This window comes from Pseudoalteromonas sp. T1lg88 (assembly GCF_002964765.1).
In the GTDB taxonomy this organism is placed as follows: domain Bacteria; phylum Pseudomonadota; class Gammaproteobacteria; order Enterobacterales; family Alteromonadaceae; genus Pseudoalteromonas.
Genome location: NZ_PQCF01000002.1, coordinates 1 through 12,949 on the forward strand (window position 1 = coordinate 1; position 12,949 = coordinate 12,949).

Annotated in this window: 7 protein-coding genes, 3 tRNA genes and 1 pseudogene; 6 read left to right on the top strand and 5 right to left on the bottom strand. The window is 48.9% G+C overall.

Annotation, left to right across the window (positions count from 1 at the left end):
* The first annotated feature begins 7 nt into the window (after positions 1-7).
* From C2M34_RS00630 to C2M34_RS00640, 3 genes are all read left to right on the top strand, one after another.
* Positions 8-83: transfer RNA gene (locus tag C2M34_RS00630), tRNA-Glu, on the top strand.
* Between the two features lie 28 nt (positions 84-111).
* A tRNA-Ala gene (locus C2M34_RS00635) sits at positions 112-187 on the top strand.
* A 115-nt stretch (positions 188-302) separates the two neighbouring features.
* A tRNA-Glu gene (locus C2M34_RS00640) sits at positions 303-378 on the top strand.
* A 445-nt stretch (positions 379-823) separates the two neighbouring features.
* Here the strand turns inward: C2M34_RS00640 and gloA are convergent.
* From gloA to C2M34_RS15980, 3 genes are all read right to left on the bottom strand, one after another.
* The gene (gene gloA, locus C2M34_RS00645; RefSeq protein WP_105190388.1) at positions 824-1,222 is read right to left on the bottom strand and encodes a lactoylglutathione lyase; all 399 of its coding nucleotides are present in this window, start codon (positions 1,220-1,222) and stop codon (positions 824-826) included.
* Positions 1,223-1,435: 213 nt separating this feature from the next.
* Complete coding sequence (locus tag C2M34_RS16030) at positions 1,436-5,728, bottom strand: Ig-like domain-containing protein (protein WP_105257806.1); 4,293 nt, start codon at positions 5,726-5,728, stop codon at positions 1,436-1,438.
* Positions 5,709-7,043 carry a S8 family serine peptidase gene (locus C2M34_RS15980; protein WP_158681372.1) on the bottom strand — a complete coding sequence of 445 codons (1,335 nt, stop codon included), beginning with the start codon at positions 7,041-7,043 and terminating at the stop codon, positions 5,709-5,711. The genes C2M34_RS16030 and C2M34_RS15980 overlap by 20 nt, the downstream gene beginning before the upstream one ends.
* Before the next feature lie 193 nt (positions 7,044-7,236).
* Here C2M34_RS15980 and C2M34_RS00660 point away from each other — a divergent pair, with 193 nt between their 5' ends.
* A complete protein-coding gene (locus C2M34_RS00660; RefSeq protein WP_158681373.1) occupies positions 7,237-10,314 on the top strand; it encodes a ligand-binding sensor domain-containing protein in 3,078 nt (1,025 codons plus the stop codon).
* Positions 10,311-10,958 carry a response regulator gene (locus tag C2M34_RS00665; protein ID WP_105200622.1) on the top strand — a complete coding sequence of 216 codons (648 nt, stop codon included), beginning with the start codon at positions 10,311-10,313 and terminating at the stop codon, positions 10,956-10,958. The genes C2M34_RS00660 and C2M34_RS00665 overlap by 4 nt, the downstream gene beginning before the upstream one ends.
* Before the next feature lie 43 nt (positions 10,959-11,001).
* Here C2M34_RS00665 and C2M34_RS00670 read toward each other — a convergent pair.
* Positions 11,002-11,243: pseudogene (locus C2M34_RS00670) on the bottom strand (endonuclease III); the annotation flags it as partial.
* A gap of 201 nt (positions 11,244-11,444) precedes the next feature.
* Between C2M34_RS00670 and C2M34_RS00675 the strand changes: the two are divergent.
* A complete protein-coding gene (locus C2M34_RS00675) occupies positions 11,445-12,272 on the top strand; it encodes a MipA/OmpV family protein (protein WP_105257809.1) in 828 nt (275 codons plus the stop codon).
* 41 nt (positions 12,273-12,313) lie between these two features.
* Here C2M34_RS00675 and nth read toward each other — a convergent pair whose 3' ends face one another.
* Positions 12,314-12,946: an endonuclease III gene (gene nth, locus C2M34_RS00680; protein WP_105200619.1), complete on the bottom strand. Its 633-nt coding sequence runs from the start codon at positions 12,944-12,946 to the stop codon at positions 12,314-12,316.
* Positions 12,947-12,949: the final 3 nt, after the last annotated feature.

Below are 12,949 nucleotides of genomic sequence, written 5' to 3' on the forward strand. Positions count from 1 at the left end.
ACTTTGTGTCCCCTTCGTCTAGAGGCCTAGGACACCGCCCTTTCACGGCGGTAACAGGGGTTCGAATCCCCTAGGGGACGCCACTTTACTGATTTGTCAGTATCAGGTTTTGGGGCTATAGCTCAGCTGGGAGAGCGCTTGCATGGCATGCAAGAGGTCGGCGGTTCGATCCCGCCTAGCTCCACCAAATCCTTTGTTCGACGCACATCATCCTATTTTAGGCTGAATATATTCATGTTTAGGTGTGTTCGATAACTCGCATGGTAAGAGTTTAAATAACCAGTCCTAGTGACACACTTTGTGTCCCCTTCGTCTAGAGGCCTAGGACACCGCCCTTTCACGGCGGTAACAGGGGTTCGAATCCCCTAGGGGACGCCACTTTCTTCTTGTTCTTATCCGGTTATATCCAACTTTTTAAAATCATCAGCGTTCAGCTCTGATATTTATAGATACAATCGATACACTCCTTTCCTGCTCAATAACTTCAGTTAACTTTTTTTAGCACAGTTGCGTTTCGGCTTTGCCATGTCTTGACAAAGATCTTGGCTTTTAAATCACTATCCCAATAACGCTAAATCTCTAAAAGAAGGCGAAGGCAAGTTCTACCTGGGTATAGTCACGACTTTAAAGCTGGATAGCGCATCTCTGAGCGCGTCTTATCAAATCTCGGGTGATTGCAGCCGATATCCTTACAGCCAGGCGCTTTGGTGCAGATAGATCGGGTTAAACATAATTATCGAGTGTCAGGCCTTGCTGGCCTTGTTAGGCAAGTGGTTGTTAATAGCGGCGGCGCAACCTAAAGTAGTTAGCCGCCGTTTTACAGTTAAAAGCTGGTGTATTCTTTTTTCTGAATAAGCTCGATGGCATAGCCATCTGGGTCCTTCACAAAAGCGATTTCAGTGGTGCCGCCTTTTACCGGGCCCGGCTCACGGCTAATTACTCCACCTGCAGCGCGAATATCGTCGCACGCCTTGTATATATCATCATACTCGATGGCGATATGGCCATAGGCCGTGCCCAGCTCGTAGCTATCCTGATCCCAGTTATAAGTCAGTTCAAGCACGGTATGATCTTTCTCTTCACCATAGCCTACAAAGGCTAAGGTATAGCGGTATTCTTCATTGTCTGCTCGGCGCAGCTCCTTCATCCCTAAAACTTGCGTGTAAAACTCAATTGAACGTTCTAAATTGCCCACGCGTAACATGGTGTGTAATAAGCGCATGATGCCACCTTACATTGTATATATGGAAAGACGCCATGGGCTTATCGGCAAAAACACCCGATAGCACACAGCATTATAACCGGGCTACTTTAACGTTAAACCCCTAGGGCTACAACCGCCAATTGGACAACAAAGCGGTGCTGTAAATACAAAAATGCCGCTCACTAATGGAGCGGCATGGGTTAACACTAACCTAGTGTCGGGCTTATGATGTTAGGCTTTTTGGCGGCGCAGCCAAGCAAAAGGAAGCAGTAGTATGAGCCAAGCAAATGAACCACTTGAGCTCTTTTTCTCTGTCTCTTCAACCGTGCTTTGCGCGGTCACCGTCACATTAACGCTTGAGGTTACTTCTTCCATACCATCGGAAACGGTAACAGTGAAGGTATGAGTGCCTACGCTCAAACCACTTACCGAGGTAGTGGCTGCAGTTTGGTCTGCAATCGAACCAGGACCTTCCCACAGGTAAGACAATTCATCACCGTCTACATCTGCTGCGTCAGCGGACAAGGTGATACTTGAGCCTTCAACAACTTGAGCGCTGTTTACACTCGCCTCTGCCGTCGGGGCGTGATTGACTGCCTCAATTTGCTCGGTTACCGTCACAGTGACGCTTGAGGTTACTTCTTCTGTGCCATCGGAAACGGTGACAGTGAAGGTATGAGTGCCTACGCTTAAATCACTTACCGAGGTAGTGGCTGCAGTTTGGTCTGCAATCGAACCAGGGCCTTCCCACAGGTAAGACAATTCATCACCATCCACATCGGCTGCGTCAGCGGACAAGGTGATGCTCGCGCCTTCAACAACTTGCGTGCTGTTTGCACTTGCCTGTGCCGTCGGCGCGTCATTGACGGCCTCAACATTGAGCATAAATGTAGTGCTCATAGCATCCGTTGGGTAGTTGTTATCGCTCACTTTCACCGTTACTTGCGTTTCACCACTGAAATCCGGATTAGGGGTAATATCTATGGTTGAACCGCTTTGGTGGCCATTTACTGTGGCTGTAAAGCCTTCACCGCTAACGGAAATGGTGTTAGAGACATTGTCATTATCCATATAGTCGACACGAATACCGCTCACCGTTTGCTCTTCCATCGTCGTTACATCGTCGATAGAGAACAAAGTGATATTCGATGGGAAACTAATCGTTTTGCTCATTGCCATCATAGGTTCACCTTCGATGTCAGCATTCACTGTTACATCAAAGTCTTGACCAATTGAGTTTGCATTTGAGCTGGCAACTATGTGTACTTTGAACGCGGTCACTTCCGGGCCATCGTAATCAAGGCACACAACCATGTCGTCTTTAAGATATTCATCAAGTAAGCCATAGTTGTCATCCCAAGGAACGATACTCTGGTTTGTCCAACCATAGAAGGGCGAACGCTGGTCCATTGGGCCGCGGAAGCCACGGATACCGGCAGAAGCAAATTCCATCACACCTAGACCGGCTTGGATACCCGTGCCGTTACCGTTCCAATCTTCAAAGTGCAGGTTGTCATAGGCGTAAATAACCTCATAGGCACCTGGGGAGTGGTCGTAGCCACGGGCAATAATTGCCTGGGCATCCACTCGCATATCATTGCCTTCGAGTGGTTCATACTCAAAATCAAGACCGCAACTGAAGTAATCACAGCCATTTTTACCTTGCATATGTTGCAGGTTGTCCCATTCAACGACTACGTGCGTACCTGAGCCCGTTCCTGGGTCGACAAGTCGAGTAACCGTAATACCTGCGACCTCACTTTCGGGCAGGGCGTTACCCTCAGCATCGTTCACTTGGTAAGGTGCGCCCCACGCCATTTCTTTAGCCATCACAGGGTGGAAGCGGTTATACCAGAATGCCCCCATCAGTTGCGCCGGACTGTTAAAGTTGTCAGCGGCAAAGCGGTAGCTCAGTGTGACTGCGCCATCAAAGTCGATTGCACCGGTTGGGTGAATGTATAGGCTATCTGACGCATTACCAAACTCATAGTTGTGGAACAGCGCAAATTGCTCGTCTTTTTCTTTATCGGTAAAGAGTGTCGAGAAGGGGATTTGCCATGCGCCGTCCAATGGAATAACCGGGGCGCTGGGCTCAGGTTGAATACCGTAAGAGAGCAGGTCGATATAGCCACCGTTTCCTACCGGCGTCTTACATGACTGATCGGTAATGGAGTCGGTGATATGGTACATGGACTTGCGGCCTTGGCTGTTGTTTTGCACGCCAGAGACCACAAAGCTATTGCCCTCAATCGCTACTTCGCCAGTGATGAAGCCATTGTTTGATAGATACACATCATCCAGGGTCAAGCCCTCTGGCAACTCAGCACTGATGTTGAAGGTACGGTCGCCGCCAGAAACATTCGGCAACACATCCAGTTCGAAGGCGATTTTATCACCGGCAATAGCCCGCGCTTTATCGCTATGGAAGCTGACCACATCATCACCGCGATTAACGTTGATCGATACTAAACCAAGGTTATCCGGGTTTTGGCTGTCCGAGCCCAGCTCAATGGCAGTGTAATGGCGCTCACCTGTTTGCTGCTCAAAGTCGTTAAATTTAACGGTAATATCTGACAGTACGTCAGAGTCAGTCACGGCACTGACCGAGCCTTCGGCATTCTCAGCCTTGTTACCAAGCACCACGGCAGTTGCTACCTTGTGCGGGAACCAGGCATCTTCTTTGCCTTGCCAGTAGTAGCGATTCTGGTTGTTTTCTTCCCACACAACCCAGTATTTTCCTGCTTCCGGGTAAGGAATATTACAGAACTCGGTCACTTCGGTGTTTTTAACCGTAGACTTACAGATAACTTCATCGTCGTATTGAACCTGGTTGTCGCCATTAGCGTCGATACCCACGTAAATACTGATATTACCTTTGTCTGCGTTACGCTCGTCTTCAACCGTTGCCGGGCCAGAGCTGACATGCTCGGCGATAAAGCGCACCGCGTCTTCGGGTACATCGACCCAAGAAACGTGCAGCGTTTCACTCGACGTATCCTGTTTTGCTTGGAACATTTCAGAGCCATTGCCATTTGGCAGCTCTTTAAGCAATAGCTCTTCTATATTCGCTTGCACCGGCTCATACACAGTCACCTGTGGCGCCGTGGCTTTACCAAGTGGCTGGTTATCCAAACGGAAGGTGGGCGCATCCGTGTGCGAAGTAAATTCAACAATCTCAGGCAGCTTACCGCTGTCCAGAGACATTTCCACATTCAATTGCGACACAGGCACGGCAGGGTCTTGAGCAATTAACTGCACCTTACCAAATACCGTGGCACCACGGGCACTGTCGGTAATACTTTGAGCATTTTGCCAGCTGCCCGTGATCGACAAGCGCTGCGTCTCACCTTTTTTCAGGGTGAATTGTTTTGGCTCAACATCGACATGGACGCTGTATTCATCGGTAATCGTGCTGACATCCCAGGTGCCATCGACCGTTGCCGTGACTTCTCGGATCCAGTTGCAGCTATAGAAACAGCGTTCGTCCACCATATTAGGGGTGTTTAATGCACCTAAGTTACCACCACCATATGGGTTCGTAAGCTGATAGTGCTCAACCGGCACGTGCATGATGAGGCCGGCATTGATTGCTTTATCAACTTGCGCAATACCCGAGCCATGGAACCAAGGGTGAATGTTGTCATAGCGGCCCAACGCATTTTTTACATCATCGTTGGCGGTGAGCTGAATGGCTGACATCACCTCTGAAGGGGACCACTCGGGATGTGCTTGACGCACTAGCGTCATAGCCCCAGCAATATGCGGGCTGGCCATGGAAGTACCACTTTTAACGCCGTAATCTGCCGGTCCAATTGAGCCAATCGCAACCTGAGCACCATAAGTAAACGGTTGATCTGTGGTGTCTGCGGCAAGGATATCCGAACCCGGAGCGGCAATACCCGGCGCCGTAGCTTCACGGTATTGGGGCACCGCAGCATGACCGATAGAGCTGAACATAGACATGGCATCGACCATGTTTTCGTTATGCTTAATGGTGTTATTTGATTTAGGGATCGTTAAGCGATGATCCGTGCCTTCGCTCAACCAGGCGACAAATTCGTTAGCGTTGCTTAGAGGTGTCATGCCAAGTGGAATGTCGGTTTCCAAGGTATAGTGCATGTTGGCGTTCGATGACTCAGTGTTGTAAACAACTACAGCCGCAGCACCTGCGTCTTTAGCATGTTTTACTTTGTCGGCTAGGGCGCCATTTTCACTGCTGCTATCTGAGCGGGCGCAGAACACGATTTCACCATTGGTAAAGGTGTTGGTAAAGGGCTGTTCACAGAATTCGTTGCCATAATCCGAGGCCAGTACCACAGGGCCTGTAATGTCACTTAAGAATGTCCCGTAGATATCTGTACGCCAGCTGCGAGGAGGAGTAATGCCTCCCTCTAGGTTGATAGCGCGAGATGATTGGGCGATGGAAAACGAACGGCCCGTTTGTGTTGAGCCTACGGATAGTACCCAAGGAGAGACGTGCTGCACGGAGCCATAGGTTCCGGCGTTACCGGCAGAGGCCGACACGGTTTATGCCCGCTTCATGAGCGGCTAAGAAGGCCAGCTCTACGTCGTCGTTGTGGGGATCCCAACCACCGGAGATCGAGTAGTTGATAACGTCTACGCCATCAATGATCGCTTGTTCAATTGCGGCAACCAGGGGTACGGTCGGACAGCCGATGTATTTATCCAAGGCACCGACCTGACCGGGTAAACAGGCCTGGTATGAAATAATGTTGGCATGAGGGGCCACACCGGATACTTGATCCAACGTAATACCTGTCTCGATGCCCTGTGAGGTAGCAGCCAGTGCAGGCAGTTTATGTTTTACGTTATAGACAATATTCCCCGCCGCGGTACTTGCGGTGTGGGAACCATGGCCATTGAAGTCCAAGCCCACTTCAGGACGAGTTTCACCGTAAGGCCCAGCTTCAGGGTCGCTGTACGCCGAGGTAATATCTGGGTGTGACCAAATACCGATAAGTTTGTCATTACACAGGTCTTCATAGCCGTCGATTTTACAATCGTGAAGGTAGTTGCCACTGCCCAGTGGGTTCATTACGGTATAGCCGTCATCGCCCGTGGCTTGGAACATAGGGTGTTCTGGATTAATACCCGTATCAACCACGCCAACGAGCATGCCTTCACCCTTTAGGCCCGTGCTCGAGCCATACTGAGTGTTCGCCCATGCTTCTTTTGTGCCAATGCGTCCGTGGCTGGTATCTGTCAGCAGATCATAGGTTTGTACCGCGCGTACACTGGCAACTTCTGGCAGCTTCGAAAGGCGCTCTGCATCGGCGGTGCTTAAGTGTGAGGCAATACCATTGATAGCAATTTGAAAACTATGCTCGACCGCGATATTGATACCGGTTTGGCGCTTAACGCTTGAAACGAAACTTGTTTGTTTTTGTTTCAACGAGTCAATGTAGTTCGCTACTTCAGGCTTAGCCAGTGGGTTTTGCTGGCGGGCGCCAAGCGTATTGGCAGCGAATAAAGCGGTTTGTGAGCCGTCTTGCTGAAGCTCTTTATGCAAGGCTGCCGGCGTATCGCGAAGGCGAATTAAATAAGTATGCGACGGGGCATCATCAGGCCCAGCAACAAATTTTTGTGGTGGCCGAATCATCACATTACGACCATTGCCCTGAAGCAGTGATGGCTCTTCAATATTGGCCTTTTGCGCTTCCATACGAGCTGCAATGGCTTGAGAGTTAAATTCGATTTTATCTACTTTTAATGCCGAATTTGGCGCTGAAGGCAAGGTAGTAGCACCAAGGCTCGCTACATACATTGCCGTTAAGGTAGCTAAAGCTGTTTTAGCAAAAACCTTGTTATGACGTTTCATATTTCCATCCTGTTGATTAGAGGATTGTTCTAGTTGGTGGTGAATAAGCATTCACTTATAAGGGTTATAACAACTTGGTTTTCAGGAGGGTATTAGGGGAAACCCTAGTATGAAATGTACCGAATTTAGCCTCTTGACCCTGAATCCATGGGCGAGGTATTGTTTCTCGATTGTTTTATTTGTAGAAAAAATATTGAAGTTTGTTGCATTTTTTGTCATTGCACTGAGTGTTCAAAGTGCTTTTGCGAGTCTAAGTTTTCATCATGTTGGCATTGATCTGGGTTCAATAATCGATATTGAATTCGATAGCCAAGGAGTGATGTGGTTGGCCTCTCGTGAGGGGCTGTATCGCTATGATGGTAGTCGCCTGCAGCATATTTCTTCTGAGGATGGCTTGTCCGACGATGATATACGCTCATTGACCGTTGATATGTCGGACAATATATGGATAGCCACGAACTCGGGAGGGCTCAATATCTTTGACCCAAAAACGGGCTCGGTGCAGCGCTTTAGGCAAACATCTTCGCCGAATTCTTTGTCCAATGACTCCGTTTATGATGTCGCCTTCGTTGGCAAGGACCGCGCCTGGGTGAGCACACAAAACGGCCTAAATCTTTTTGATATTCAAAGTGGTACGTTTACGCGGTATTTTCATAAAGCAACTGATCCTCAGAGTGTTTCCGCTAACTACGGTTATTCATTATTTGTCGATGATAGCCAAAGGGTATGGGTCGCGACCTTAGGCGGAGGGGTGTCTGTCTATAACCCCGAGCAGGATAACTTTGAACAAATCTGGTTGAGTCGTTACACCACATTTAAAAACAGTGATGGGGTGTTTGCAGTCAGACAATTGTCGTCAGAGCTGTTCCTATTCGCTACTCGTACCGGCTTGTATCGCTATCACTACGTCAGTAAGCAACTAGAGCCGGTGACCCTGTCGTCTGAACCAGGACAAGAGCTTGGAACCGTGACCGACTTGGCGTTAGATGAGAGTAAAGTCTTTGTCTCCACACTCAATGACGGTGTCTTCGTCTATGATATTCAAACTGCTTCACTGAGCGCCGCTAATCCGAGCGAGTTGGGCTCCCGTCTGCAGACGCCCGCGGTGCCCATTTACAGTTTGGCCCTATACGAATCTCAGCTGTTTATAGCCACTTTAAGTAAAGGCCTGTACAGCTCAAGAATTAACTATAACGACCTTGATGCACGGCTAATGCGCACGGATGTGATGGGCGATCTGACCAATATCACCAGTGTGGATATTGTTGACAATGGAGACCCTATATTCGGTAGCTTTGGTGCTGGCTTGATGGTAACCCAAGGCGATGAGTCATTGGTGAGAATGGACCAAGGAAGTGTTCAAGGGATATCCGCCTCTCGGTTCCAGCGTTTACGAGAGCAATACCCAGAGATAACCAAGGTTGGCATCCTGGCCGTCGATTTTGATACCGAACGAAATAGGCTTTATTTGGGCACCACGGTCGGGTTATGGGCTATCGATTTGAATACCGAGCAGTTGCTGAAAATTGCTCGCTATCGCCATACAGAGATTGGCTATGTAAACGCCTTACACATAGACGACAAGGGCGATGTCTGGTTTGGCAGTGGTGGTTTAGGCTTGATGCTTTGGTCGGGAAAATCTCAGCTCTTGATAGGCTTCAACGAGCATGAAATGCCTAACTCGGGACTCAGCGGCGACTATGTCACGACGCTGCAAAGAGATGGGCGCTATCTCTGGGTGGGTACCCGCTCCAATGGCCTCAGTCGCTGTGAGATAAAACCGCTAAAATGTGAACACCTGGACTCGCTCAGTGGCAGTGCATCACATTTTAATGTAACAGCAATCGCTAAGTTGAGTAATGGCAACATCATGTTTGCAACACGTGGTGGTGGAGTCTTTGAGCTAACCAATACGAGCTCAAGTACCAGCCTACACAAGGTCACCGAGGAGCAGGGCTTAAACTCAAACATTATTTTAGCCGTTGAGGAAGACAGTGATGGCAGTGTTTGGCTTGCCACTGCCAAGGGACTTTCACGGCTAAACCCAAGTCGTGATGATGTTGTCAATTATCCAATCGATGAGTTGGTAGGCACCCCCCAGTTTAATGCCCACGCCAGCGCTCAAAACGAGGATGCGCTTTTTTTCGGTGGGCTCGAGGGCGTGATACGAATTAACAAGCATACAAAAATGCCTGCAGACGTTGAACATTCGCTGCTTTTAAATGCAAAGGTGAAGCAAGAAGATAAGACGTTGAAGTTCACCACAGATAGTTCTTTGTCGGTGGGCCCAAGAAGCATAATCGAACTCGATTTTGCCTTGTTGGATTATGGCGTAGGCACTAAGGAATATGAGTATCGACTCAGTGCCAATGAAGCCTGGCAAGCCATTGGTGCAACCCAGCAATTCTTGCTGCATCATTTGTCTGCGGGAAGTTATCAAATCCAGGTTCGTAGCCGGGACTTCACCGGCCGATGGCAGTACAGCAAGCCCCTGCTTGTGAAGGTAAACCCACACTGGTGGCAAACACTCTGGTTCGTTGTAATCCTAGTCTGTGGGGCGCTTGTAACCATGTGGTGGTGGCACAAAATGCGCACCCAAAGGTTGCATCAGCGCAATCAGGATTTATTGCGTTTGCAAGCGTTAAAGCAGCAGGCAAAGGAGCAAGAAAGACGGCACATATCCCGGGAGTTGCATGATGAAATAGGGCAAAACCTGACGGCGTGCAAACTCGGTCTGCAAATGCTTAACTTGCAACAGCAAAGCCCCGACTTGTGTGCTCAAGTCGCGGGCAGCGTGTCCTTGCTTGATAAAATTATCAGCCAAACCCGTGACTTAACCCAGTCCCTGCGACCCCCCATGCTTGATGAATTAGGGCTGTTTGCGGCCTTGGACAGATACTTTATAGAGCTACAAAAGCGAACCAACACACGGCTCTGTGTGTATTTACAGCCTGATCTGGAGTCAAGCATTAACCACCACGGTGAGCTGGCCTTCAGGGTGATTCAAGAGGCGGTGAATAATGCCTTAAAGCACGCCAATGCCAGTACCATAGAGGTGAGTGCGACACGGGTGCGAGAGCACCTGGTGCTGACGGTGGCCGATAATGGCGTTGGCATTGAGCTAAAAGACATTGAGCAATGCATTCGCAGCGGCAAGCATCTTGGCTTACTGGGGATGCGCGAGCGCTTATACCAGGTTAAAGGCGATTTAACTATCAACGCAGGGCGCCACCAAGGCTGTAAAATCAAAGCAAGGATCCCATTACAATGACAGCGATAGAAAGCTTGATCATGGCTGATGACCATGAATTGGTGCGCTCGGGTTTAAAGAGCTTGATTCAACAACAATTCCCAGATGTTCCCGTGCTGGAAACTGGGTCCGGCGATGGCGCGTTGGCGTTGATACTCGAACAGCAACCGGCATTAGCCCTGCTGGATGTAACCTTGCCAACGATGAATGGGTTGGATGTGGTCGCCAGTGCGCGAAAGGCGGGATTCAAGGGCAAAGTAATCATGCTCTCCATGCATCACTGGCCAAAGTATGTTGCCCGAGCCTGGCTTAACGGCGCCAACGGCTATGTGTTGAAAGACTCTGCCTTTGAAGAGTTGCTGGTGGCCATAAATACGGTGATGAAGCATGAGCGCTATTTATCAAAAGGCATTTGTGCCCAGGCCGTGGACGATGTTTTAGAGTACATGGATGCGGAGCAAGAAGAGCTGCTTACACCGCGGCAAAGGCAGGTATTGCAGCTGGTGGCAGAAGGGCACTCGTCCAAGTACATCGCCAGTGAACTCAATGTCAGTTTAAAAACCGTTGAGGCTCACCGCAGCTCAATTATGAACAGGCTAGGCATTCATGATCTTGCCGGCTTGATTAAAGCGGCGATCAGTTTAGGTCTAACCGAGCTGGATTAGTGAAAAGGGCCTGGCGATTGCCGCTGCTGCGCTCTTTATTCAGCTATTCCGTCTTATCCTTAAACTCGCACAAATCTTCAATAATACCGCTGCCACAGTGCGGTTTGCGTCACACAGGTGTAACGGCCATGGAGAATAAGCCAGTGGTGCATATCGGCCTTAAACTCTTTCGGCACCAGTTTTTCTAGCTTTTGCTCAACCGCCACCACGTCTTTGCCATGGCGAACTTGGTACGGTTTGAAACGCAAAGATATGGGTGTCCACGGCTATGGTCGGCCAGCAAAAAAGGATAAAAAAGGGTAGATGTAAAAGTATGTTTAACTATCGATAGCTGTTCTGTGCCAATAGCGAAAGGTAAGTTTAGTCTGTGATAATAGGTCGGTATAACTTTAAAACATAAAACGAGAATATGTGAACCTTTCACTAAGCCCACGCGTAAACTAAGGTTACTAGGTATATCTACCAGCACTTATACAGGGTAACCAAATGAAAAATATTAAAAGCTTACTTTTGGCCTTGCTAATACAACTGCCCTTCTTTAATACAGCAATAGCACAAGACAACAAACCCGCTTTAGTGCCTTTACCTTCGGTAGATGATTTTACCCGAGGGGAAGATGGGTGGGCGTTAGGACTTGGGTTAGGTGTTGAATATGAGTCTGCGTACGAAGGGTCAGACGAATTTGGATTTGAAATCCAACCTGCTGGTGCTGTGCAGTGGCGAGACGGTAACCACATATATTACTTTGCAGGAGAAGCACTTGGTTGGCGAAGTCTTGTTGCTGAAAACTGGCTGCTAGATGCCTCGGTTGGTTTTGATGAAGGACGAGAAGAAGGTGACTCGGATGATGGTAGACTTGACGGTCTTGGTGACCAAGATGAAAGCTTTGAACTAGTGTTTCAAGCCCGCCGCTCATTCACCTCCGACTGGCGATATTGGTTAGTAGGCCGTGTGGTGGCAAGTGATGAGGGAAGTTTAGGTTTATTTGGCGTGGGTCGCCGCTTTGGGGAGCAAGTTGATGGCACGGGTTCAGAGATTAATTTGGTTGTAGTTGTTCATGACAGCGATTACGCTAACAAAGGTTTTGGTATAGATGCAAAACAATCGGCTGCATCAGGCCTGGCAGAAACCAACCTAAGCGGAGGAATACGTTCGGTTGGTGTTGATTATAATTACCGACATAATATCAATAAGCACTGGCAAATATATGGTGAAGCACTTTTTGAATACTATAGTAGTGAAGTTAGAGATAGCCCAATCGCTCGCAATAATTATGAAGCTGAGGTAGGTCTAAGTGTCATTTACACGTTTTAGCTAGCTCAAGCTTGGGACGTATCACTAAAAGCAGCCTATGGTCACTCGGTCTTATCCTTAAATTCACATAGGTCTTCGATAATACAGCTGCCACAGCGCGGTTTACGCGCCACACAGGTGTAACGGCCATGGAGAATAAGCCAGTGGTGCACATCGACCTTAAACTCTTTGGGCACCACTTTTTCCAGCTTTTGCTCAACCGCTACCACGTCTTTGCCCATGGCAAATTTAGTGCGATTAGAGACGCGGAAGATATGGGTATCGACGGCTATGGTTGGCCAGCCGAAAGCTGTATTAAGGACCACGTTAGCGGTTTTTCTGCCTACGCCTGGAAGGGCTTCTAAGGCCTCGCGATTTTCCGGTACTTCGCCGCCATGCTGCTCCACCAGAATTTGGCACATCTTGTAGACATTATTGGCTTTGGAGTTGAACAGGCCGATGGTTTTAATGGCTTCGCGCAGCTCTTCTAAGCCTAAATCAAGAATGGCTTGAGGCGTATTTGCACGCGGAAAAAGTTTGCGGGTAGCTTTGTTAACGCCCACGTCCGTAGCCTGCGCAGACAAGGTAACGGCAACCAGCAGCTCAAACGGCGAGCTGTATTCAAGCTCGGTTTCCGGGTGCGGATTGGCTTCGCGTAAGCGCTCTAAAATCAGGCGGCGTTTTTCTTTATTCATTTT

Excerpts from the sequence above, each read along its gene's own strand:
- gloA (WP_105190388.1), bottom strand. The coding sequence starts at position 1,222 with ATGCGCTTATTACACACCATGTTACGCGTGGGCAATTTAGAACGTTCA.
- C2M34_RS15980 (WP_158681372.1), bottom strand. The coding sequence starts at position 7,043 with ATGAAACGTCATAACAAGGTTTTTGCTAAAACAGCTTTAGCTACCTTA.
- C2M34_RS00665 (WP_105200622.1), top strand. The coding sequence starts at position 10,311 with ATGACAGCGATAGAAAGCTTGATCATGGCTGATGACCATGAATTGGTG.
- C2M34_RS00675 (WP_105257809.1), top strand. The coding sequence starts at position 11,445 with ATGAAAAATATTAAAAGCTTACTTTTGGCCTTGCTAATACAACTGCCC.
- nth (WP_105200619.1), bottom strand. The coding sequence starts at position 12,946 with ATGAATAAAGAAAAACGCCGCCTGATTTTAGAGCGCTTACGCGAAGCC.